16 protein-coding genes are annotated in these 23,387 nt (G+C 49.6%); 2 read left to right on the forward strand and 14 right to left on the reverse strand.

Annotation, left to right across the window (positions count from 1 at the left end):
* Positions 1-150: 150 nt before the first annotated feature.
* The 7 genes from AKG09_RS08060 to AKG09_RS08090 all read right to left on the reverse strand — a co-directional run bounded on the left by AKG09_RS08060 (position 151) and on the right by AKG09_RS08090 (position 12,512).
* Positions 151-2,805 carry a hypothetical protein gene (locus AKG09_RS08060; RefSeq protein WP_054618941.1) on the reverse strand — a complete coding sequence of 885 codons (2,655 nt, stop codon included), beginning with the start codon at positions 2,803-2,805 and terminating at the stop codon, positions 151-153.
* Between the two features lie 352 nt (positions 2,806-3,157).
* The gene (locus tag AKG09_RS08065) at positions 3,158-5,932 is read right to left on the reverse strand and encodes a calcium-binding protein (protein WP_054618942.1); all 2,775 of its coding nucleotides are present in this window, start codon (positions 5,930-5,932) and stop codon (positions 3,158-3,160) included.
* A gap of 203 nt (positions 5,933-6,135) precedes the next feature.
* Complete coding sequence (gene gcvP, locus AKG09_RS08070; RefSeq protein ID WP_054618943.1) at positions 6,136-8,982, reverse strand: aminomethyl-transferring glycine dehydrogenase; 2,847 nt, start codon at positions 8,980-8,982, stop codon at positions 6,136-6,138.
* 171 nt (positions 8,983-9,153) lie between these two features.
* Positions 9,154-9,774: a LysE family translocator gene (locus AKG09_RS08075; RefSeq protein WP_054618944.1), complete on the reverse strand. Its 621-nt coding sequence runs from the start codon at positions 9,772-9,774 to the stop codon at positions 9,154-9,156.
* Positions 9,771-10,307, reverse strand: a complete 537-nt coding sequence (locus tag AKG09_RS08080; RefSeq protein WP_054618945.1) for a prephenate dehydratase domain-containing protein — start codon at positions 10,305-10,307, stop codon at positions 9,771-9,773. Before AKG09_RS08080 ends, AKG09_RS08075 begins: the two co-directional genes overlap by 4 nt.
* A gap of 218 nt (positions 10,308-10,525) precedes the next feature.
* Positions 10,526-11,257: a UDP-2,3-diacylglucosamine diphosphatase gene (locus tag AKG09_RS08085; protein WP_054619036.1), complete on the reverse strand. Its 732-nt coding sequence runs from the start codon at positions 11,255-11,257 to the stop codon at positions 10,526-10,528.
* A gap of 94 nt (positions 11,258-11,351) precedes the next feature.
* Positions 11,352-12,512 carry an MFS transporter gene (locus AKG09_RS08090; protein ID WP_054618946.1) on the reverse strand — a complete coding sequence of 387 codons (1,161 nt, stop codon included), beginning with the start codon at positions 12,510-12,512 and terminating at the stop codon, positions 11,352-11,354.
* 323 nt (positions 12,513-12,835) lie between these two features.
* Between AKG09_RS08090 and ilvE the strand changes: the two genes are divergently transcribed.
* A complete protein-coding gene (ilvE, locus tag AKG09_RS08095) occupies positions 12,836-13,834 on the forward strand; it encodes a branched-chain-amino-acid transaminase (RefSeq protein WP_054618947.1) in 999 nt (332 codons plus the stop codon).
* Positions 13,835-14,120: 286 nt separating this feature from the next.
* Here ilvE and AKG09_RS08100 read toward each other — a convergent pair whose 3' ends face one another.
* From AKG09_RS08100 to AKG09_RS08115, 4 genes are all read right to left on the reverse strand, one after another.
* Positions 14,121-15,677: a TerC family protein gene (locus AKG09_RS08100; protein ID WP_054618948.1), complete on the reverse strand. Its 1,557-nt coding sequence runs from the start codon at positions 15,675-15,677 to the stop codon at positions 14,121-14,123.
* A 262-nt stretch (positions 15,678-15,939) separates the two neighbouring features.
* Positions 15,940-17,124, reverse strand: a complete 1,185-nt coding sequence (ccsB, locus tag AKG09_RS08105) for a c-type cytochrome biogenesis protein CcsB (RefSeq protein WP_054618949.1) — start codon at positions 17,122-17,124, stop codon at positions 15,940-15,942.
* Entirely contained in the window at positions 17,117-19,066 is a 1,950-nt protein-coding gene (locus AKG09_RS08110) for a cytochrome c biogenesis protein ResB (RefSeq protein WP_082391906.1), read from the reverse strand. Before AKG09_RS08110 ends, ccsB begins: the two co-directional genes overlap by 8 nt.
* A 245-nt stretch (positions 19,067-19,311) precedes the next feature.
* Positions 19,312-19,941 (reverse strand): cytochrome c, encoded by a 630-nt coding sequence (locus tag AKG09_RS08115; RefSeq protein WP_054618951.1) that lies wholly within the window; start codon positions 19,939-19,941, stop codon positions 19,312-19,314.
* Between the two features lie 138 nt (positions 19,942-20,079).
* Here AKG09_RS08115 and yihA point away from each other — a divergent pair, with 138 nt between their 5' ends.
* Positions 20,080-20,718 carry a ribosome biogenesis GTP-binding protein YihA/YsxC gene (gene yihA, locus AKG09_RS08120; protein WP_054618952.1) on the forward strand — a complete coding sequence of 213 codons (639 nt, stop codon included), beginning with the start codon at positions 20,080-20,082 and terminating at the stop codon, positions 20,716-20,718.
* 49 nt (positions 20,719-20,767) lie between these two features.
* On the opposite strand, the gene AKG09_RS12205 is transcribed toward yihA, so the two are convergent.
* The 3 genes from AKG09_RS12205 to AKG09_RS08130 form a co-directional block, all read right to left on the reverse strand.
* On the reverse strand, positions 20,768-21,211 hold the full coding sequence (locus AKG09_RS12205; protein ID WP_231623918.1) for an AEC family transporter: 444 nt from the start codon (positions 21,209-21,211) through the stop codon (positions 20,768-20,770).
* Positions 21,208-21,723 (reverse strand): AEC family transporter, encoded by a 516-nt coding sequence (locus AKG09_RS12210; RefSeq protein WP_231623919.1) that lies wholly within the window; start codon positions 21,721-21,723, stop codon positions 21,208-21,210. Before AKG09_RS12210 ends, AKG09_RS12205 begins: the two co-directional genes overlap by 4 nt.
* A gap of 76 nt (positions 21,724-21,799) precedes the next feature.
* Positions 21,800-23,272: a YdiU family protein gene (locus AKG09_RS08130; RefSeq protein WP_054618953.1), complete on the reverse strand. Its 1,473-nt coding sequence runs from the start codon at positions 23,270-23,272 to the stop codon at positions 21,800-21,802.
* Between the last annotated feature and the right edge of the window lie 115 nt (positions 23,273-23,387).

Here is a 23,387-nt window from a genome sequence, read left to right on the forward strand (position 1 = left end):
TCTGTAGTATCCGACAACGTAACGGTAGGCATAAACGGCTATGCTGTGCTGTTTTAATAAGCCAAGAATATGCATTTGTCTTACCGTTCTACAATACGACAATGCCTGTCTGAAAAAGTTTTCAGACAGGCATTGCTTGATGCTACCTAGTTAAACAAGCGGTGCTGCAGGTGTCAGCAAATCTTCCAGCTTCGTATCGGTTGAAGCATTTTGGATAGCAATGCTGTTTTCATAGGTCTGGCCGTCCTGTACACCGGTAAAGCTGAGTACGCGGCTTTCGGCATCCCAAAGCAGCTGGCTGTTATCGACTAAATCAGTAAACTCGAGTTTGTCTTTGCCTACGGTAAAGTCGGTAATCGTGTCTTGACCGCTGTTGCTGTTGATCATAAACACAAAGGTATCGCTGCCTGCGTTGCCCGTGAGCGTGTCGTTACCGGCATTGCCTATCAGAATGTCGTCCCTATGGCTGCCGATTAAAACATCATCTCCGCCCTGAGGATTGGTATCCATCAGTTGGGCATAGTTTTCACGCACATAGTTATACACGGCCTCGTCGCTGTCCACGCCCGGGCGGACTGTTTCCATGTAGTCATCCAAGCCTTCTTCCACATCATTGTAGCTGCTGCCTTTGATGGTGGTGGTACCGGACTGCCACTCCAACGAATCGATATTCAAACGGTCGCCCACCAATACATCACTTATCAGACTGAACCACGCGCTGCCTGCGTCCAGCTTATCGCCGGTTGCCGGTGCGTCTTTGTAGTTGTCGCCGATAATCAGCTCGGTATCATGGTGTTTGCCCTCCACGATAAATGGCATGCCTGTGCGGTTATCGCCTTCCAACACTTCATAATCATGCGGATAAGAGAAGGCACCGTCTGCTTCCAAATGACCCCAATCGTAGAAGATGGTCAGCGTGGATGTGTCGGTTTTCGCGCCGTTGCTTACCGTATAAGTAATCTCGGGCGAGGTATAACCCGGTTGCGATAAGTTAGCGTCAAACCAATATCTGCCATCGGCATTCAGCGTGAATTTACCTGCGTCAAGTTGCGCTGTTTCACCGGCAGCATAGCGCATTCCGTTAACAGTAAACTCTGTTACGCTCAACTCGCCTACCGGTTGACCGTTCAGTGTACTGCTTGCATTCTTCAACACATTGCCGCCAATATCGCCGCCTTTCTCATCTTCATCGACTAATTCAGCTTGGGCAGCTTCGTTGCCGGGTTGTTCCGGTGCCGGTTGTTCCGGTGCCGGTTGTTCCGGAGCTGGCTGTTCCGGAGCTGGCTGTTCCGGAGCTGGCTGTTCCGGAGCGGGTTGTTCCGGAGCGGGTTGTTCCGGAGCGGGTTGTTCCGGTGCGCTGCTGCCCAGTGTAATCTCCAAGCTTGAAGTGTCGGTTTTGAAGCCGTTGCTCACGGTATATTCAATTTCGGGCACGGTTACACCGGCGGCGGCATTGCTTGCATCCAATGTGTAAGTACCGTCGGCGTTCAAAGTAAAGCTGCCCACGCCTTCGATCTGCACGGTTTCGCCGGCTTTATATGCGGTGTCGTTTACCGTAAATTCGGTTACGGTATAGTTTGTATTTTCCAACACTTGGCCGGTTACCGTTTTCTCTGTGCTGTTTACGTTTTCATCTTCGTCAGACGGATCATCTTTATCAATCTGGAAACGCATGAGCGAAGAAGATGCTTTATAACCGTTGGTTACCGTATAAGACACGCTCGGCACCCAAGCGTTTTCATCGGCAATCTCGCTGGCGTTGATACGGTAAGAACCGTCCCGGTTCATGGTGAATTCGCCCAAGTTCTCCACTTTCACGGTCTGACCCGCCGCATAATAGGCATTACCGATTCTGAAGCCGGCAATATAAGGCTTATCGTCTCCCTCATAGTGGCTCAACACATTGCCGTCATCCACTCTGCCGCTCATCACTTTAGTGGTGCTCAAATCTACAATCGGATCCGCCTTGTCATTGGCTTCGGCATAGGGAGCATCAGGGATCTTGCTGCGGTCGATGGAAATATAAAGCACGGCATTTTCTTTGCCTTCGCCATTGCTAATGGTGTAGCTTACGGCCGGCATTTTGGCAGCATCCACACGCTGGCCCTCTACTGAAAATTCATAGCTGCCGTCGGCATTTAATTTAAAAGTACCGATACCGAAAATCGCCGCCACATCGCCGGCATTGTATTTCATGCCGTCGATCACGAAACCGTCTATCGTTAAGTCTTTTCCGGCTTTATTGACTGTGTTTTCCAGTACATTGCCGCTTACTTTGCCGGTGGCGTTATCCACCCATTCTCCGGCATCAACAAACGAGTCGCGGTCGTTGGCAATAATATCCGCCGCATCCGAAGGATCAAGATGGGCGCCCCAGCTTTCAATGGTCAGATTGATTTTGGAATCAACCGTGGTGTCGCCGTCGTCAACTTTGTAGCCGATTTGCACACCGCTGATATGACCGCCGTTTTCAACTTCCAATACATAAGAGCCGTCTTTGTTCAGTGTGAAATTCTTGAGCTTGCCGGATTCATCACCTTTCACAACCTCTCCCGGACGATAGGTTTTGCCGTCTATGGTGAACTCTGTTACAGACGCACCCTCGGCTTTAACTTTCTGTGTGCCTTCCCAATAATGGGCGTTGTCCAACACATTACCGGTATGAATATCGGTTTTGATATCAATATGCGGCAAAACCACATGAAGCTCTTCGCTTTCGTCCACCAACTTTCTGCCGGCTTCAGCCACTGCGTTTTGATCGGCAAGTTGCGCTGTTGTGTTTTGCAAAGTATCGGTGTTGCTCATGAATCTTCTCCTGTTTTAAGTGGGGGTTAATATGCCATTTCATGCATTTGAATTATTCTCATAATACGACTATGCCTGTCTGAAAAAGTTGTTGTTTCAGATAGGCATTTAAGCGATTTAACATTCTGCCCGATATTGTTTTCCTCCGCACAACGATTGTTTTATTCCTTTCTGAAACAGCCTGATCCATGCAACGGCTCAACAGCCCTGGCTTACCGCCCGCCTGCCCTGGCAAAATAAAATGCCTGTCTGAAAACCGGATTCAGGTTTTCAGACAGGCATGGTTAAGGATAATTAACGTTTATTACGGCTTTGGGCAAATTAATCAAAGCCGAAATCATTATTCATCAATTTACCCCACAATTTCCATTGCTGCTTCATCTAATGCAGGCGACGAATGCATAGCCGGTGCAGAAAGTTTTTCTGCATATTTGAAACAGCTGTGCCCATCCGTTGCTTTGCCGCCGCATCCAACTCCAACCGTTTCTGCAAGATCTTTAATTGCATTCTTATCAAGGAAAGAATAATCGGCAAAAACAATTGAATCAATTGATGCACCATCTTTACCGTCTTCAAAAAAATCCTCAACCTTCAGAGCGTTATCTCCTTCTTTTGTGGTAATAACCAAATTATCGGATGAACGGACAAAGTTTAAATCAGACTGCAAGTATTCGGCAAAGCGAATAACGTCGCTACCGTCATCATCGTCATCCGAATCAATTTTATCCTTGCCGAAATCCTTTTCAAAAACATATAGGTCGGAACCGCCTTTACCCTCCAGCTTATCATTGCCGGCACCGCCTACTAAAACATCATTATCCTTACCACCCTTGAGCTTGTCGTTACCGTCGTCACCAAACAATACGGCTCCTTCCAAAAGGATGTTGTGTTCCGAACCGGCTTTCAGATGATTATTGCCGTCGTCTCCGACCGTACCGTCTAATTCTGCCAGTTTTTTCAGGTCGCCAACTTCGCCGTAGTGGGATATTGCCGCCGTAAATCCTTGAGCTGCACCTATCATATATTCGGAAAGCTGATCGTTATACGTCAACGCATCAACAATTGCCTCAGCCATCTCTGAAGCCTTTTCAATATCTTTTTCCATCAGCAATTTGTCCATATGCAAATTGACAGATAGCCAATCAGCAGAAATATTACCATCTGCATCAGCAGTCAACATTTGACCGCCAATCTGTTTATCATATAACCCTTGAACTTTGATATTTCCAGCTACATAATCCGCAAACTGGTCAAATACTTCTTCCACTTTTTTGCCAGTATCCTTGCTCAATTTTATATCCAACGATTCACCTACCAGCTTTTCCAGTACAGCCAGCTTCCGCATATCCACATGTTTATGCTCACCTTTCGGCTCGACCCCAACCGTACCTGTCCACTGATAAACCAAATCTTCCAATTTTTCTTGCGTCGGATCAGAAATATACGCTTTCACTTGTGCCAGCAAGGTTTCATCTTGCGTCATAGCGTCACGTAGATTATGGATATCCCATACAGAAATTACCTCCGGTAGAAGATCGATTTCTTCAGTATGCGTAAATTTATTAACAGGCACATTGACAAAACTCTCCGCTCTAAACCAAACGTCTACTGTATCCGTAGTATTGTCATCACGCCAAGTTGCTAAAGAACTTTGCTTATGGAGATTTCCATTTTCATCCTGCTTACCCGTTTCATCGTAATCTAGGTTAATAGACACAATACCAGTTTCACCCAATGATTTCAGCTCTCCCTCACCGGCAACACCGTCTGAGTTAACATCTTGCCAAACCAACAAATCGTTCCAATGCTCATCGCCTTCATCAACCAAACCGTTATCATTGCTATCATACTGTGCCAAAGCTTCAAAACCGCCGACTGCCTTAGTTTTACCATCAGCTAGCAGAGTATTATTACCGAACAGCTCGCCACCATCATCAATATTACCATTTCGATTCAGGTCTATCGCTAACTGCCCGTCATCTTTACCTGCCCAACCGGTTTGTTCTTTAGAACCGTTTTTATCATGATCGAAACGGATACCTTCATTCGATGAGATTGTTTCCACACCATCACCGTCAAGATCAATAACAATCGGGCCGTTTACCGACTCTCTGATTTTTTCTAATATCTCCCGTATATCTTCAACTTTTTCTTTAGCTTCCCGCCACAACAGCTCATTAAACACTTTTTTATAGAACTCCGAGCTCATCAAAATTGGCTTTAAAACGCCAGCAGACGCCAAATAACCCTTATCTCCTACAGTTAATTTAACACTCGTATAAGCCTCTTTTTTATTCTCTAATAGATAAAAGTCAGATCCAGTGATAGTAAGTGCATCTACATCACCCGTATACTCAATTGGTACCGTTATGCCTGTCTTAAGCGGATCCAATTCCACTTTTAAGCCGTTATTTACCTGTTGAATCCCTGGAGTGCTGCTCTCAAAATCGAAATTATCATCTCCTTGAATATTCCCATTTTCATCCACATCTGGGCGCTCTATTGGCGTGATTTTTAGCCCCCTAATTTCCTTACTGCCATCATCATGAACTATAAACAAAAGATCTTTGTTCGCATTGTCTGCAGTAACCTCATATGTCTCGCTACCAAATACAAACGCACGTTCTACAAAATCCAGACCTAATGGGTGAAGGTATTGATATAAATTAATAGAAAGGCCATCTGCTGCATTCTCCCCTCCTAATATATTATCCAAATTATTCGAACCGTTTCTACCATTAACAGTATATGTACCCGGAGCTAAATCTTTATGATTGAAAAAATCACGAAAATATTGAAAATCCACAGCAGAAACAAAACGTCCTGGACCTACCGTCATATGTTCGCTAGCATCAAGTTGAATTACTTTTCTGCTCGCATTCTCTCCAGTTCTCCACTTATTACCATCCAAATTATTACGTATATCATCCCAACTTGGTTCTGTTGGCGAGTTCCACAGATAATGGTTTAAAGCAGTTTTAGGATGTAAAGTGATTTTTCCTACAAATGGATTGTAGTAGTTGGTTAAATCAATTCTCTTCGATTCTGCCATGATAAAATCTCCCAAAAAAATTAAAACGGTTTGATTAAATTTTCCCAATATGCCCTTAACCTCGTATTTAGCCATGCGCTGATCGCTTTCTTATTCGGGCAAATACCACATAATATTCATTTCGAATATATTTATCCGACCAAACCGAATCAAAAAAGTTTTCCAGATACCCATTTGATTTTTAAATCACCTATTCCATATAGAATTACCAAACAAAATGCCTGTCTGAAACTTTTTCAGACAGGCATTTAACTTAGCTTCTCACATCAAACTAAAGCTTATTCCTCATACGCGCTCATCGGCGGGCAAGAGCAGACCAAGTTTCGGTCGCCGTACACATCGTCCACGCGGTTAACGCTCGGCCAGAATTTGTTTTCGCGAACATAGGGCAGCGGGAACACGGCTTCTTCGCGGGTGTAGGGGTGCGTCCATTCGCCGTCGGTTACGTTGGCGGCGGTGTGCGGGGCGTTCACCAGCGGGTTGTCGTCTTTCGGCCATACGCCGTTTTGCACTTTCAACACTTCCTGTTTGATGGATTTCAGTGCGGCGATGAAGCGGTCGAGCTCGGCTTTGCTTTCGCTTTCGGTCGGCTCGATCATCAGCGTGCCGGCAACGGGGAACGACACGGTGGGGGCGTGGAAGCCGTAGTCCATCAGGCGTTTGGCGATGTCGGTTTCGGTGATGCCGCTTTCGGCTTTGAGCGGGCGCAAGTCAACGATACATTCGTGCGCGACGCGGCCGTTTTTGCCGGTGTAGAGAATCGGGTAATCCGCGCTCAATTCTTTGGCCACATAGTTGGCGTTCAGCAATGCCCATTGGGTGGCTTGCTCCATGCCGGTTTTGCCCATCATGGTGATGTACATCCAAGTAATCGGCAGGATGCTGGCGGAGCCGTAAGGCGCGGCGGATACGGCGCTCATGCCGTCGGTTGCGCCTTCAACGGGCGATACGGTGTGGCTCGGGGCGAACGGGGCGAGATGCGCTTTCAAACCGATGGGGCCCATGCCGGGGCCGCCGCCGCCGTGCGGGATGCAGAAGGTTTTGTGCAGGTTCATGTGCAGCACGTCCGCGCCCACTTCGGCGGGCTGCATGATGCCGATTTGGGCGTTCATGTTTGCGCCGTCCATATACACTTGGCCGCCGTGGTCGTGGATGATTTTGCAGATGTCGCGGATGCCTTCTTCGTACACGCCGTGGGTGGACGGATAGGTAATCATCAGCGCGCCTAAGTTTTGTTGATGTTCGGCGGCTTTGGCTTTCAGGTCTTCGATATCGACGTTGCCCTGCTCGTCGGTTTTCACCACCACCACTTTCATGCCCAACATTTGCGCGGTGGCGGGGTTGGTGCCGTGTGCGGATTGGGGAATCAGGCACACGTCGCGGTTAGGCTGGCCGTTGGCTTCGTGATAGCGGCGGATAGACAGCAAGCCGGTGTATTCGCCTTGCGCGCCGGAGTTCGGCTGGATGGAAATCGCGTCAAATCCGGTGATGGCTTTGAGCTGATCTTGCAAATCGGTGAGCATCTGCATATAGCCCGCCACTTGGTCGCGCGGGGCGAAGGGGTGGATGCTGCTGAACTCGGGCCAAGTAATCGGCAGCATTTCGCTGGTGGCGTTCAACTTCATGGTGCAGCTGCCGAGCGAAATCATGCTGCGGTTCATCGCCAAGTCGCGCTCTTCCAGCTTTTTCAGATAGCGCAGCATTTCGTGTTCGGTGTGGTAGCTGTTGAACACGGGGTGCTGCAAGATGGCATCTTTTCTCAAGAGGCCGTCTGAAAGTTTGCTCGAGGCTTTTTCAGACAGGCATTGTGCTTTTCCGGTGAAGAGTTCCACCAACTTGGCAAAATCGGCGGCGGACGTTTCTTCGTGGAACGCCACGGCCAACACATTGTCATTCACTTGGCGCAGGTTGTAGCCCGCATTTAAGGCGGCCTGATAAATCTCTTTGGCTTTCGCGCCGCAATCTACGGCCACGGTGTCGAAGAACACTTCATGCACCACTTTGAGGCCGTCTGAAGCCACCGCGTCGGCAAACGCAGCCGCCAGCGCGTGAATGCGGTTGGCAATGCGTTTCACACCTTCGGGGCCGTGGTAAACGGCATACATGCCCGCCAAGTTGGCCAGCAGAGCCTGCGCGGTACAGATGTTGGAAGTCGCCTTTTCGCGGCGGATGTGCTGCTCGCGGGTTGATAAAGCCATGCGCAGCGCGGGTTTGCCCGAAGCGTCTTTCGATACGCCGATAATGCGGCCGGGCGACGAGCGTTTGAATTCGTCTTTAAACGCAAAATAAGCCGCATGCGGGCCGCCGAAGCCCATCGGCACGCCGAAACGCTGGGTGTTGCCCAAAGCAATGTCCGCGCCCAAAGAAGCAGGCGATTTCAGCAGCACCAAGCTCATCACGTCGGCCGCCACCGCTACAATCACGCCTTTTTCTTTCAGACGGCCTATCACGGCTTCCAAATCGCGCACATCGCCGTCTTTGCCGACATATTGGAACAGCGCACCGAAGAAATCGCCTTCGGAGGCCGTCTGAAAATCGCCCACCACCAACTCAAAGCCGAAATATTTGGCGCGGGTTTTCATCACGTCGAGCGTTTGCGGATACACGCGCTCGTCCACAAAAAATTGATTCGATTTAGACTTACCCACGCGCTTGGCCATCGCCATCGCCTCGGCCGCCGCCGTCGCCTCGTCCAACAACGACGCGCCCGCCACTTCAAAGCCGGTGAGGTCGATACACATTTGCTGGAAGTTCAGCAAAGCCTGCAAACGGCCTTGCGCCACTTCCGACTGATAAGGCGTATAAGCCGTGTACCAGCCCGGGTTTTCCAGCACGTTGCGCAAAATCACATTCGGCAGGCGGGTCGGATAATAGCCCAAGCCGATATAGCTTTTGTTTACCTTGTTTTTCGCCGCCACATCTTTGAGCTTCGCCAACGCGTCGGCTTCGCTCAAAGCCTCGGGCAGATTGAGTTCAGACGGCATACGGATGCTTTGCGGCACGGTATTGTCGATAAAACCGGCCATGCTGCTTTCGCCGAGCGCTTCCAGCAAAGCCGCTTCGTCTTTAAAGCTGATGTGGCGTGATGCAAATTCGTTTCGGTTGAACAAGTCGTTGAAGTTCATGATTTTTCCTTTGTATTCAAAGCAAGGCGGCCAAACCGGCGCAGAGCCGCCCAAACGCAGGCTATTTTAAACGGTTTTACAAGGCTAATGGGGTTTTCTTTCAATAAAGATAAAACCAACACAAAAGCCGCCTGAAATATGTTCAGACGGCCCGCATCCTTAAGAAATATATCAACCGAAAACCTCAATCAGCCCATCCAGACCAATGTAAATCAATAACAGCCCGAACATCAAAGATATCAAACGACGAACAACTGGTTTCGACAACTGATTTCTTGCAGCGTGTGCCGTAAACACATAAGCAGTCATCACTATCGCGACCGCCAATAAAAACAATACCGACAACACAATCAACTGTACATTTTCCGGTATCTGCTCTTGCGGCTTAACAAATTGCGGAAAATATGCCAACAGAAAAACAATAGTTTTCGGATTTACCACCGTAATCAGAAAACCTGTTTTCCAGCCCGCATTGTCTGTACTTTCCGGCAAATTACCCACAATACGACGAATTTCGTATAACGATCTGCCTCCCAAATACAGTAGATATAGTGAAGCAGCAATACCCATGATAAACAATAGCTTGGGCGAGCCTGCCATCATCTCTCCCAAACCTACACATACAGCCAACAACAACACAGCATCAGCCAATAATATCCCTATTGTAACTTCTATACCTTTGCGCCAGCCACTTTTAAGCGCTCCTTGTATCGCCAGCATCATCGCTGGCCCGGGCAGAGCGGCAATCAGTAGGCTTGAAGCAAAGAAATAAATTAATGTATACAAACTCATTTGGGAGAAAACCCCTTTCGTGTAAAACAAATAAACGGCATTACAAACCCTTCTTTAAGAATTTGTAATGCTTTTAAATCCTGTTGTGCAACACACAATGCGTTTGTAATACACAGATTATTTTCTCGTCCTGATTGTTTAACCTTTAAAGCTGCATCTGTATTTGAATCAGCAGGAATTATTTCCTTAAAAGAAAATTGACTATTAATTTTTGAAAACAATGATTTTGTTGCTGGATGAAAGTATAAATGATGAAAATGCCTGATATTATTTTCCTGATTTGCAGCTAGAACTAAATCAGGAATCCGATACATGAACGTATCAGCAACCTGTAAATCGTCATCCATAATGATAGGATTAATTTTGGGATATGCTGCAGGAACAACACCTATATTAATGCTTCTTTCTTTCAATGCTGTCATACATTCCTCAAAAGTAGAAAACAATAAGATATTCCTATTAAAAAAATGGTGTGCAACCGCAGCATAACTACATGTTGAAGGATACATTTTATTCCCCAAAGTTCCAATCATTCTAAGTCTCCTAAAAATATACTATCCCTATAAGCTTATGAAAAAATAACTGCTATTTATCAGTTAGTTAATATATTAATTTATTAACAGGACTAAATCAATCATGTAACTGTAACTTAAAATTTAATATTAATCGTTATTAAATTTTTCTTATTTATATTTATCCTTTTTTCATAAATAGCCATACCATTTTTTATTTTATCCAACAGTTAAAATATTCATTCTCCTAATACCTCCATCTCCACCCCCTCCGGCGACACCGACAAATACCCGCCCTGTGCACCATGCCAATCCGGCAGCACATAACGCTTGACCGTTTTACCGTTGAACACATGCTCGTGCACATGCGGTCGGTGTGTGTGTCCGTGGATAATGGCCTGAGCTTGCGGATGCCGGCTTAAAACGGCCTGCACGCCTTGTTCGGTAACGTCGGAAATCGCTGTCCGGCCCATTTGCTGCTTTTTCTGTTTGCTAGCGGTGCGGATTTTGGCGGCGATTTTCCGGCGGCGGCTTTGCGGCAGGGAGAGCAAGGCTTTGCGCAGCCACGGGTTGCGGATGATGCGGCGGAAGCGTTGGTAGGAAATATCGTCGGTACACATTTCGTCGCCGTGGGTAATCAGATAAGTTTGCCCGTAAAGCTCGATGATTTGGTTTTCGGGCAGTAGCGTCATGCCTGCTGCTTCGGCGTAACGCTTGCCGAGCAGGAAATCGCGGTTGCCGCAGATAAAATATACGGGCGCGGTTTGGCTGAACGCTTTTAAAGCGGCGGCGGTTTGGCGTGCGGTTTCGCTGAGAATGTCGTCGCCCAGCCATACTTCAAACAAGTCGCCGAGAATATAGAGCGCGCCGGTTTTGCCGCGCCAGCTTTCTAAGGTTTGTAAGAATAAGCGGTTCAGCTCGGGCGTGTCATCGGAGAGGTGGAGATCGGCGATGAAAATGGTGGGCTGCATAAGTGTGCGTGTTGATGAAAACTTAAGGCGCATCATAACTTAATTTGCGCCTGCGTGTAGAGCATGCCTGCCTGAAAAAGCATGGCGAGGGTTTTCAGACAGGCCTCAACATGCCTTTGAAGGTAATCAGCAGAGCCGCGGTTTGCACGCCCAGCAGCACCCACACCACGCCTTGCCAGCCGCTGTGCGCATAAGCCAGCCCGCAGAGCCAGGCGCCAATGGTACCGCCGCCGTAATAAGCCATGTAGTAAAGCCCGGAAGCGAGCGAACGGCCTTCTTTCACATTGGCCGCAATATAGCTGATGGTAGCCGCCTGAGTGATAAACACGCCGGACGACATCAACACCAGCGCACCGATAACAGCCGCCAGCGGCGATACAAGCGTGCCGAGCATGCCAGCCATAGACAAGCCCACCGCCATCAATATGGTGCGCGCGCTGCCGAAACGGTTGATCAGTTTGGCAGACAAAGGCGTTATCACCATGCCGATTAAATAAACGGAAAACAGATTGGCCAAGTCCGCGCTGTTGAGCTGATAAGGCGCCGCGGCCAAATGCAGATTGATATAGGTGAAGCAGCCCACCAGCGAACACAACACACAGGCGCCGAGCAAGCAAGCGGCAATCACATAACGGTTGTGCAGATGGCCAGAAAGCGTGTTCAGGGCTGTTTTAAAATGAGGTTTGGGCACAAAACGGCGCGATGCCGGCAGCTGCTTCCACACAAAAAACGCGCTGCTCAAAGTGAGCGCCGCCATCACATAAAACGCAGAGCGCCAGCCCATAATCTCACTCAGATGCCCCAGCATAAAGCGCCCCATAAAGCCGCCCATTACCGTGCCCGCCACATAAAACGACATCAAGCGCGTCATGGTTGCCGTTTTAAACTCTTCACCGATATAGGCAATCAGCACCACCGTAATCCCCGGCACCGCCAAGCCCTGCAAAAAGCGGAAAGCCATCATTTGCTCAATCGACTGCACACCAGCCAGCAGCGCAGTAGGCAGCGCCAGAAAAATCAGCGAACCCACAATAAACACCTTACGGCCGACGGCATCAGAAAGCATGCCCATAAACGGCGACATCAAAGCTACACCGAACACAGTCGCCCCCACAGCCAATCCGGCTTGCACTTCCGTTGCCTGCAAATCCCGCACCAACAAAGGCAGAATCGCCTGCACGGCATACACTTGCAAAAACGCAAACACGCCCACCAGAAAAACGGCAGCACCCAACAAACGGCTAAAAGGTTTCATATCATTCTTTCAGACAGGCATTTACGGCCGCCCGCTTCACTATCCATATCCTCGGCTTGCCACACACCAAAATTCACATTTATATATTAACTATAATTCCCACGGCACTTGGCTAACCGGATTTAAAGCCGGTTTCTCCTCTTCCGGCAACGTGCCGCGAGGCATTCATTAACAATCAAACTACCTTTCAGACAGGCATTTTACCCCTCTTGGCTACAACCGACTACACACACCCACCCCAATTACAAGCAAGCCCTTGCCAAACCCCTGTCTGAAAGCGTATCTTTATAGCTTTGAGAATTTCCGATTAAGGGTTACACACAATGAGCAGAACCGTTCCAGCCGTATTCGGCAGCGTCTTTCACCAAGAAATGCCGGTATTGGCTTATGAAAACGGCGCATGGCAACCCGTGCGCTGGCAGTCCGCACACGATCTCACCTTATCCCCCGGCGCACACGCCATCCACTACGGCAGCGAATGTTTTGAAGGGCTCAAAGCCTTCCGCCAGCAAAACGGCCGCATCGTTTTATTCCGCCCGCAGGCCAACATCGAACGCATGCGCCAAAGCGCCCGCCTGCTGCACCTGCCCGTGCCCGACAGCGAAGCCTATCTGAACGCGTTGGTAGAGCTGGTTAAACGCGCGGCAGACGAAGTTCCCGACGCACCTGCCGCCCTCTATCTGCGCCCCACCCTGATCGGCACCGACCCCGTTATCGGCAAAGCCGGCACACCCTCCGAAACCGCCTTGCTCTACATCCTTGCCTCGCCCGTGGGCGACTATTTCAAAGTCGGTTCCCCCATGAAGCTTTTGGTGGAAACCGAACACATGCGTTGCGCACCGCACATGGGCCGCGTGAAATGCGGCGGCAACTACGCCTCAGCCCTGCCCTGGGTGCTCAAAGCCAAAGAAGAATACGGTGCCAACCAAGTCTTGTTCTGCCCCAACGGCGATGTGCAGGAAACCGGCGCATCCAACTTCGCCCTGATTAACGGCAACGAAATCATCACCAAACCACTTACCGATGAATTTCTGCACGGCGTGACCCGCGATTCCGTGTTGACCGTAGCCAAAGATTTGGGCTACACCGTAAGCGAGCGCAACTTCACCGTAGACGAGCTGAAAGCCGCCGTGGAAAACGGAGCAGAAGCCATCCTCACCGGCACCGCAGCCGTGATTTCCCCGGTCACCTCGTTTGTCATCAACGGCCAAGAAATCCCCGTGCAAAGTCAGGAACGCGGCTACGCCATCCGCAAAGCCGTTACCGACATCCAATACGGCGTGGTCGAAGACAAACACGGCTGGTTGGTTGACGTGTGCTGATTGTTTGAACAGGTAAACCTATGCCTGTCTGAAAGCCACTTTTCAGACAGGCATTTCTGTAATCCCGACTTTTTCTGTCCTACATAGTAAAACCACTTACATGGTAACCTTGCCGTCATACTCGGACTTGACCCGAATATCTTGAGTTTTAGTAAATTTAGGGATACTCGAGTCAAGCCCGAGTATGACGTGCGTACTTTTTCTTAAGTTGATTGACGATACAAAAAATGAACCATGCCTGTCTGAAAGTGAGTTTCAGACAGGCATGGTTTATTCAGCCTTGCATTTATTCTTCCGGCAACTTAGTAATTTTCACACGCTCAATCCGCTGCCCTTCTTTTTCAATCACCTCAAAGCGCCAGCCGTGGAAACTGATAAAGTCGCCCACGTCGGGAATGGTGTGCAGCTCTTCCATAATCAGGCCGGCCACCGTGTGGTATTCGGTATCTTCATCCTGCGGCGGCAGGTTGAGTTGCGGTACAAGTTCCACATATTCAAGCGAGCCGTCAACAGTAAAGCTTTCGTCTGCATTCTCTTGCAAAGCCGGCTCTTCTTCGCGTTCAAATTCTTCGGGAAATTCGCCAGCGATGGTTTCAAGCAAGTCTTTCATGGTTACCATACCGAGCACAGCCCCAAACTCATCCACCACCAAAGCATAATCGGCGCTGCTTTTGCGGAAAAGTTCGATAGCATCCAGCGCCGTGGTGCTGTCGGGCAGAATCAGCGGCTGGCGTATGGCAGCCTGAATATTGATTTCGCCGCTTTCCAAAATCTGACTGAGCAAATCTTTTCTGTTGATATAGCCTAAAGGCTCGTCCACCCCGGCTTTGCCCACCACCAGCAAACGCGAATACGGCGTTTCCTGCAATTTAACCCGTTGCTCTTCTTTGCTTTGCGAAATATCCAGCCGCTCGATGTCGCGGCGCGGAATCATCACACCCATAATCGGGCGCTCGGCCAGCGTGAGCACGCTGCGAATCATGGATTTTTCATTTTCTTCAAAATGCGTGTCGTCTTCCGATTCACTGCCTGCTTTGGCCAGCACGCTTTCGCGTATGCCCATCATACCCAACACATTCTCAGCCGTACGTTGCCGCCATGAACGGCCGCTGTATGCGTTTTTGTCGGTATTGCGGCTGGCGATTTGGTTGAAAATTTCAATCAAAATCGAGAAGCCGATCGCCGCGTACAAATAGCCTTTCGGAATCTCAACGTGAAACGCTTCGGCAATCAGCGAGAAACCGATCATCAGTAGGAAGCCCAAGCACAGCATCACCACGGTAGGATGCTTGTCAACAAATTCGGTCAGCGGTTTGCTGGCCCAAATCATCATGCTCATTGCCACCACCACGGCAGCCATAGCCACTTCAATATGCTGCACCATAGCCACCGCCGTGATTACTGCATCAAGCGAAAACACAGCATCCAATATCAGAATCTGCACCACAACACCCCAAAACGGCGCATGAATTTTATGATGCTCGGCTACGGCATAATGGTTTATACCTTCCAGCCGCTCATGCAGCTCGGTGGTGGCTTTATAAAGCAGAAACAAACCGCCGAAAAACATAATCATGTCTTTGCCCGACACGGAATGGCCGCTGATCTCAAACAAAGGCGTGGTCAGCCGCATCATCTGCACCATAAAGCCCAGCATCACCAAACGCATCATCACAGCCAGCACCAAGCCGGTTACGCGCGCGCGGTCGCGGTGTGCGGGTTTTACCTTATTGGCGAGAATCGCCACAAATACCAAATTGTCGATGCCGAGCACCACTTCCAACACAATCAGGGTCGCAAAGCCCAGCCAGGTTACCGGATCGGCCAACCAACTGAAATCCATGATATTTGATATCCTTTTTTAAACAACGAAAAGCAGCCTGAAGAAATCAGGCTGCCTGAATCGGGCATATACGAAGGCGCGTATGATACTGCTCTGCTCTCCGTCTTTCATAATGTAAAGTATGCCTTTGGGTTGATTGAATAGATATGAGTTTAACAGTTTGGGCAAGATAAGGCAAAAAAGAAAATGCCTGTCTGAAAAGGCAGGGCAAGTTGCTGCTCAGCCCAAAGTTTCAGACAGGCATTTTTTCCCTTCGTTTTTATTACAGCGTACCGTAAGAATGCAGACCGCTTAAAAACATGTTCACGCCCACAAAAGCGAAAGCCGTAATGAACAAACCGATAATCGCCCACCAAGCCAGCACTTTACCGCGCCAGCCCGCCACCAAACGCAAGTGCAGCCACACGGCATAGTTCAGCCACACGATAAACGCCCAAGTTTCCTTCGGATCCCAGCTCCAATAGCGCCCCCATGCGTCTGCCGCCCACAAAGCGCCGAGAATCGTGGCAATCGTAAAAAACAGAAAGCCCACCGCAATCGCCTTATACATCGCTTCTTCAATGGTTTGCGCATCCGGCAGCCACCTCACACCGTTTTTACGTAATACCACGAGCTCGGCAATGCCCAGCATCGCCGCCATACAGAACGCACCATAGCCGATAAAGTTTGCCGGCACATGGATTTTCATCCACCACGACTGCAAAGCCGGAATCAATGGCTGAATCTGATGCGCCTCGCGTGCAATGCTGTACCACAAGATAAAACACACCACACCGGCCATAAACGTAAACACAAACGCCCCGGCCCGCTGCAGGGAAAACTTGGCTTCATAGTAAAGATACATCAGCGCCGTGATGACCATAAACAGAATAAACACTTCGTAAAGGTTAGACACAGGTATGTGCCCTGCATCCGGGCGCAAAAGATAGCTTTCATGCCAGCGCACCAACAGGCCGGCAAATCCCGCTAGCGCAGAAACCCAGCCCAATGCAGTGCCCATACCGAGCAAAGTGTTGGTGCTACGTTGCTGCTTGGCAGCCACCAGCGCGCCGGCTATATAGCAGAACCATGCCAAAAATACGGTGGCACATTGCCACATAATTGCCGACTGGCTGCTTAAAAAGTAGCGCAGCAAAAATTTATTATGGTTGTCGAAATTACCGGCATACAGCATTACCGCGCCATAAGCCAAACCAATAGCAACAGGCACAAACCAGCGCATGGGCTTGAAAAACCAGCCTAATAAAATAGTTGCCACGGCACTGCCCCACAAGATGCTTACCTCATAAACATCCATCTGGTGCGGCACTTTAAATTGCGCCATCACCGCAACTAATACGATAAAAGCAGCAAACAACCAATCGGCAATATTCAGGCTGCGCCAAAAGGAACGCTCTTGCAGCAAATGATGCTGCGGCAGTTTGACTGTTTTGGTAGCATTATTCATGGTTTAAATCCTCGGCCAATTCTTGTAAATGTCGAGTGTGTTCGGGAAATTCTTTTTCTAAATCGCGCTCATTGCGGCTGGATGACATGGCAAAGCGTACCTTGCCTTTGTCAAACAGTACCCAAGCACGTTTTTCTCTTACATAAAACATAAAAATCGTGCCCAACACCAGCAACACAGAACCCAGATAAACCAGCGAAGCGCCGGGAGAACGGGTCATCTGTAAGCCGGAAGAGCGCACTTCTTTGAAACCGTTTAGCTGCAGCAACACCGGAGCGGGATATTCTTTCAAGCCGGAATATGCTTCCAAAACATGTGCCACAAAAAGATCCCGCGCATTATCCGGCGCCCAAGCCGCCAGTTTGCCATCCGCAACAGCTTGTTCCAGTGTCGCGTTTACCGCGCCATACACAATCTTATAATAATATTCCCGCATTTTATCCCGCTGCTCAGCCGGAAATGCTTGGGTAATAAATTCTTCGATACCCGGGAAGCCTTTGCGGGCAAACAATTCCAACGTATTGTTTACCGCCTGGCCGAACTGCCGGCGCACATCTTGCGGCGCGGCTTCTGCGGCACGCGCCACAATCTTGCTGCGTTCTTCGTGATTATTGATTAACTCGCGCAGCGTCATGAATGTGTCGATTTTGCCCTGATTGTCTGCGGGAATGCGCAACCAACGGTATTGCTCATCCAAAGCTTGGCGCGTACCTGTGATAAAGAAATACGATCCGCCCTGATCAATCGGCAGCATATAGTTTTTATATTCAACAGCTTGTCCGGCGCTATCGCGCAATCGGTAGATAATGGAAGGGCCGATATTGGTAAAGCGCTTTTCCTGCTTCACGGCACGCACATCGTTTAATTTACTGCGAAAATCCTTTTGCGCTTCCGCAGGTGCGCTCATATCTTCCACATTCATGGCTGAAAATTGATCAAACTCAATCTGATATTTTTGCGCCGCCAGATTCAGCGGAAATGCCGCCATCGATTTGGCATTTAGTTCGGCAAACTGATTGCTTGGATTGCCCAAATCCCATGCTTTGAATTTCAAATCCGAGCCGCCGTCGGCAAAGCTGGCTTGGTAAATTGTGATGCCGTCAACGGTAAGCGGGTGGTTCACGCGGATAGTGTGCTCTGATTTGGCACCGGTTTTACGGTCGGTTACGATTAAATCACTGGCAAAATCTTTCGGCATGCCGGTGTTGTAAAAATCAATATGGAATTTTTTGAGAGTAACGCTGAAAGGCAGATCTTGTACCAGCATGCCTTTATCGGCATTGAGAAACACCACATCCGCCGTTTGCCCCTCAATAACGTTTACATTACCTCGAAAGGAAATATTGTTTTCCCCCATCACACTTTCAGGTTTGAAATCTTTCGCGAACATGGAAGTTTCATCGGCCACGATACGGCCTGTAAGCATACCCATTTTCAAAAGCAGGTTGCTATCGATCAAACCGCCCATGCAAATCACAATCAGCGCAACGTGTGCGCAGATATAGCCCCACTTATTGGCAGAACCTTTTTTAGCCGCCACGATTACCGAGCCGTCTTCACGCTCGGCGGTTTTGCTGACAAAGCCCTGCACTTCCAAATAACGCGCCGCCACATCCGGCGAGAGATTATGGTTCAATTCCACACTATGGCGCATGGCTGCCAGCGACTGGGCTTTAGCTTGAAGGCGGAACGATTTCATTTCCCGCATAAACGGCGGGATGTTGCGCCACAAACACAAGCCCGTGCTGATTACCAAAAAAAGCATAATCAACACAAACCAGCTTGAAGTATACACATCATGCAAGCCCAAGAATCGGAAAATTTCCGACCAAAACGGGCCGAATTTCACCACATAATCTGTGGCCTGTTGATTCTGCTGCAACACCGTACCGATAATCGAAGCAATACCCAACACGCTCAACAGCGCCACGGCAAAGCGCATGGAGCTGAGAAAAGCAAACCATGGTCGGCGGATAAGTGGTGTTTTTTTGGGCGTGTTCATATGATTGGTAGCGGGAAACAATCTGAAAAATAGGTTTCAGACAGGCATTTGATTTCTTGCAACTTATGCCTGTCTGAAATATTTTGCAACATCAAAATATTGTGGATTAAGCAATTCGATTTTACTACAAAACAGGCTGCCCGCACGGAAAAACCGCACAGGCAGCCTGCCTATCCCATTAAAAATTAATGTAAGCCTTGGATGAAGTTACCCACGGCATTCATTTCTTCTGCCGACAAGCGCTTGGCAATATCTTCCATCATAGCATTTTTACGAACACCGCTTTGATAAGCTTTCAACTGCTCCACCACATATTCTTTGTGTTGGCCGCCGATGCGCGGGAAAGCCAAAGTATCGGTGCCGCCCGCCGGCATACCTGCACCGTTCGGGCCGTGGCACGACATACATGCCGGAATGCCTTTTTCAGCCAAACCGCCGCGGAACAGCTTCGCGCCCAGCTCGGGATTTTCTTTCGGATGCACCTCACCGGCTTTCGGATATTGCGTAGCAAAGAAAGCGGCCACATCGCGGATTTGCTCATCGGTCAGCGTAGAAATGCCGGGAGACACACGCATTTGCTCGGCATTACCCCAAGTGCGTTTGCCATCACGGATATCTCGTGCGTGTTTTTCAATATAATTCGGCATCTGTGCCGCCAGACGCGGATAGGTTGCAATGCCGCTGTTACCGTCGGTCGCGTGGCACGACGAACACAAAGTAGCTGCGATCTCTTTACCTTTGGCAACGTCGGCTTTAGGTGCGGCAGTAACCCCACATGCCAATACCGACAATGCCAACAAAGTAATTCGTTTCATGGAAGTGCTCCTGATTACAGCATTGCAAACCGCAATACCCTTTTATTCTATACTCAACGGGCTTATTTACGCCCGAATCAAACCGACTAATCTTAAATATGATATTCTATACCAAATTTACAGTATTTTTCCATAGCCATGAATTTATTTCAAAATGCAAAATTCTTCACAACCGTAAACCACTTGAAAGATTTGCCCGACACACCGGCCGAAATAGCTTTTGTGGGCCGCAGTAACGCCGGCAAATCGAGCGCTATCAACACATTATGCAACCATGTGCGGCTGGCTTATGTTTCCAAAACACCGGGGCGCACGCAACATATCAATTTTTTCGAGCTCTCCGACGGCAATTTTATGGTCGATCTGCCGGGTTACGGCTATGCCGAAGTGCCCGAAGCGGTACGCAAACATTGGGTGCAACTTTTAGGCAACTATCTGCAAACCCGCAAAGAACTTATCGGGCTGGTGCTGATTATGGACTGCCGCCATCCGCTCAAACCGCTGGATATGCAGATGCTTGATTTTTTTGAAGCAACCGGCCGGCCGGTGCATATTTTATTGTCTAAAGCCGATAAATTATCTAAAAACGACCAAATTAAAACCTTGTCTTCTGTCAAAAAAGCGTTAAAACCGTTTATGGAACGTCAAGAAGTGAGCGTTCAGCTGTTTTCGAGCCTGAAAAAACAAGGCATTGAGGAGGTAAATGAAACGGTAGCCAAATGGTTTGCGCGCCTGCCCAAGCCTCAAAATGAAGAAGCGCAAACAGAAGAAGAATAAAACCATGCCTGTCTGAACATTTTCAGACAGGCATTTTTAATGAACCCGCTCACATCAAACCGGCCGAACGCAGCCATACCATCCCTGCCACGGCGGAAAAAATAGCGCCTGCCGTGGTGATACCGGTGATATTGGCTGCCGCCACATCATTGCCGCCCATCGATTTCGCCATCACATAGCTGGCCGACGCTACCGGTGTGGCAGTCATCAGAAAGAGCACGCCCATAGGAATGCCGCGGAAGCCGAAAGCCAACCCGACCGCCACTGCCACGGCTGGCGCCACAATTAAACGCCCTATGCTCGCCTGCATCGAAACATCCGAAGCATGGATAACGGACCGGATATCGAATGTCGCGCCCGCGCAAATCAAAGCCAGCGGCAGAGCGATATCCGCCAGATAGCCGCCCGTTCGCATCACCGTTTGCGGCATAGCGATATGAAGCTGCTGCAACAACATAGCGGCCACAATGGCCAGAATCAGCGGGTTGGTCATAACTTTTTAGCAGTATCTTTCATCCGCTGCCCGATCGAGCTTTCGGCCGAACGGCTCAAAGTAACCACCGCCAGAATGTTATACAGAATGGTTATCGCGCCCGTGTACACCGCACCTGCGGCCAGACCCTCATTGCCATAAGCATTGGACACAAACGCCAGTCCGATGATGGCAAGATTGCTGCGGAACACGCCTTGCACAAACACACCTTTGTCGCGGATTTGCGGCACCCGTTGCCAAGCATAAAGCTCGGCGGCCAGAAACAGCACCAGCGCCGAAACCGCGCCTGCCGCCACCAGCATAAACTGCTCCCGATAATGTACTTCGCTTTTCATCAGGCTGACAAACAAAACACAAGGCAGACCGTAGCGGAAGACCAGCTTGGCTGCCTGCGCGCAAAAATGTGCATCCACCTGCCCACTGCGGCGCAGATACCAGCCGAACACCAGCAACAGAAAGTTCGGCAGCGTCACGCCGAGTGCGAATAAAAAGGCGTTGAAAATATCGGTCATGATTGTGGGGTTGGGTTGGCGGTTAAGGTTTCAGACAGGCATTCTGGCTTACCAATCCAATGCCTGTCTGAAAACATCAGCTCGAGCAGCTCACGCAAATACCTGCTGCCCATTCCGGCGCGGGTTCGGCGAAATCGGCAAACTCCGCACGTTCTTCAAATGGGTTGGCCAGACAGCGGCGCAGGCGTTCGATTTCGCCGAAGTGTCCTTGTTTGGCCTGTTCAATCGCCTGCTCGGCCAGATAATTGCGCAACACATAAAGCGGGTTCACGCTATTCATTCGCACGGCGCGCGCTTGCAGATCGCTGTTTTCCGCCCGCAAGCGGGTGCGGTAGCCGCCCAGCCACAAAGTGAACGCTTCCATATCTTGTTGGCCGAACAAAGCGGCGAGTTTGGGCGGAACGGGTGCGCCGTGTATATTGCCCGTTTCACTCAAATGCCTGAAGAATAATGTGAAATCGACGCGTCGGCCTTGCAGCACGTTAAACATATCGGTGATTAATTCTTCGTCTTCTTTGCGCTCGGTTTGCAAACCCAGCTTGGCGCGTATGTTTTTCAGATAGGCATTGCGGTAAAGGTCGGGGAAAGCATCCAACACTGCCACCAAATCGGCTTCTTCGCACAAAGGCAAGAAACAGGATGCCAGCCGCGAAAGGTTCCAATGCACCACATAAGGCTGCTCGTTATAAGCATAACGCCCGCCCGAATCGGAATGGTTGCACACATGGCGGCGGTCGTAGGCATCGAGAAAACCAAACGGGCCGTAATCAATCGTCAGCCCCAGCGCCGACATATTGTCGGTATTCAACACGCCGTGACAAAAGCCCACCGCCTGCCATGCGGCCACCAAGTCGGCAGTACGCTCGGAAATGGTTTGCAACAGGGCAAGATAGGGTTGATCCGCTTGCGTGCATTCAGGGAAATGGTGTCGGATTAAAAAATCGGCCAAAGGTTGCAGATATTCGTGGAGGCCTTTGTGATAGAAATATTCGAAGTGACCGAAGCGAATAAAGCTCGGCGAAATACGGGTAACCACGGCGGCGGTTTCCGGCGTTTCGCGGAACACGGCATCATTGCTGCCGGCAATGCACAGCGCGCGCGTGGTAGGAATGCCCAAGCCGTGCATGGCTTCGGAGCAGAGGTATTCGCGGATGGAGGAGCGCAACACGGCGCGGCCGTCGGCAAAGCGGGAGAACGGGGTTTTGCCCGCGCCTTTGAGCTGCCATTCCCATGCCTTGCCTTGCGCGTCTTCGCTTTGGCCCAGCAACACGGCGCGGCCGTCGCCCAATTGCGGCACATACACGCCGAATTGATGGCCGCTGTACACGCTTGCCAAGGGCTGCGGCACATATTTTTTCGCGCTGCCGGCCAGCATGTCGAGCGTTTCGGGAGCGTTGAAAAAGTCGTTGGGCAAATTTAACGCTGCGGCTAAATCGTGATTTTGCGCCACCCAATAAGGATCGCCCAAAGGCTCGGTGTTAACTCGGGTGTAAAAAATATCGGGTAATTTGGCGAAATCTGTTTCGTGTAATTGGAATGTGTTGTGCATAATGAGTGTTATCTTTATGGATGTACTTGTATTGTATGGTGAAACACAATGCCTGTCTGAAAACGAGCTACGCAGGTTTATGCGAAGCCAAAACATCTTTTCAGACAGGCATTTT

It is taken from the genome of Neisseria sp. 83E34, assembly GCF_001308015.1.
Lineage (GTDB): Bacteria > Pseudomonadota > Gammaproteobacteria > Burkholderiales > Neisseriaceae > Neisseria.

What these genes read in the sequence shown, in the direction of transcription:
- ilvE (WP_054618947.1), top strand. Translation starts at nt 12,836, where the DNA reads ATGAGCAGAACCGTTCCAGCCGTATTCGGCAGCGTCTTTCACCAAGAA.
- AKG09_RS08130 (WP_054618953.1), bottom strand. Translation starts at nt 23,272, where the DNA reads ATGCACAACACATTCCAATTACACGAAACAGATTTCGCCAAATTACCC.
- AKG09_RS08085 (WP_054619036.1), bottom strand. Translation starts at nt 11,257, where the DNA reads ATGCAGCCCACCATTTTCATCGCCGATCTCCACCTCTCCGATGACACG.
- AKG09_RS08065 (WP_054618942.1), bottom strand. Translation starts at nt 5,932, where the DNA reads ATGGCTAAATACGAGGTTAAGGGCATATTGGGAAAATTTAATCAAACC.
- AKG09_RS08075 (WP_054618944.1), bottom strand. Translation starts at nt 9,774, where the DNA reads ATGAGTTTGTATACATTAATTTATTTCTTTGCTTCAAGCCTACTGATT.
- AKG09_RS08060 (WP_054618941.1), bottom strand. Translation starts at nt 2,805, where the DNA reads ATGAGCAACACCGATACTTTGCAAAACACAACAGCGCAACTTGCCGAT.
- AKG09_RS08110 (WP_082391906.1), bottom strand. Translation starts at nt 19,066, where the DNA reads ATGCGCTTTGCCGTGGCGCTGTTGAGCGTGTTGGGTATTGCTTCGATT.
- AKG09_RS08100 (WP_054618948.1), bottom strand. Translation starts at nt 15,677, where the DNA reads ATGGATTTCAGTTGGTTGGCCGATCCGGTAACCTGGCTGGGCTTTGCG.
- yihA (WP_054618952.1), top strand. Translation starts at nt 20,080, where the DNA reads ATGAATTTATTTCAAAATGCAAAATTCTTCACAACCGTAAACCACTTG.
- gcvP (WP_054618943.1), bottom strand. Translation starts at nt 8,982, where the DNA reads ATGAACTTCAACGACTTGTTCAACCGAAACGAATTTGCATCACGCCAC.
- AKG09_RS08090 (WP_054618946.1), bottom strand. Translation starts at nt 12,512, where the DNA reads ATGAAACCTTTTAGCCGTTTGTTGGGTGCTGCCGTTTTTCTGGTGGGC.
- ccsB (WP_054618949.1), bottom strand. Translation starts at nt 17,124, where the DNA reads ATGAATAATGCTACCAAAACAGTCAAACTGCCGCAGCATCATTTGCTG.
- AKG09_RS08080 (WP_054618945.1), bottom strand. Translation starts at nt 10,307, where the DNA reads ATGATTGGAACTTTGGGGAATAAAATGTATCCTTCAACATGTAGTTAT.
- AKG09_RS12210 (WP_231623919.1), bottom strand. Translation starts at nt 21,723, where the DNA reads ATGACCGATATTTTCAACGCCTTTTTATTCGCACTCGGCGTGACGCTG.
- AKG09_RS12205 (WP_231623918.1), bottom strand. Translation starts at nt 21,211, where the DNA reads ATGACCAACCCGCTGATTCTGGCCATTGTGGCCGCTATGTTGTTGCAG.
- AKG09_RS08115 (WP_054618951.1), bottom strand. Translation starts at nt 19,941, where the DNA reads ATGAAACGAATTACTTTGTTGGCATTGTCGGTATTGGCATGTGGGGTT.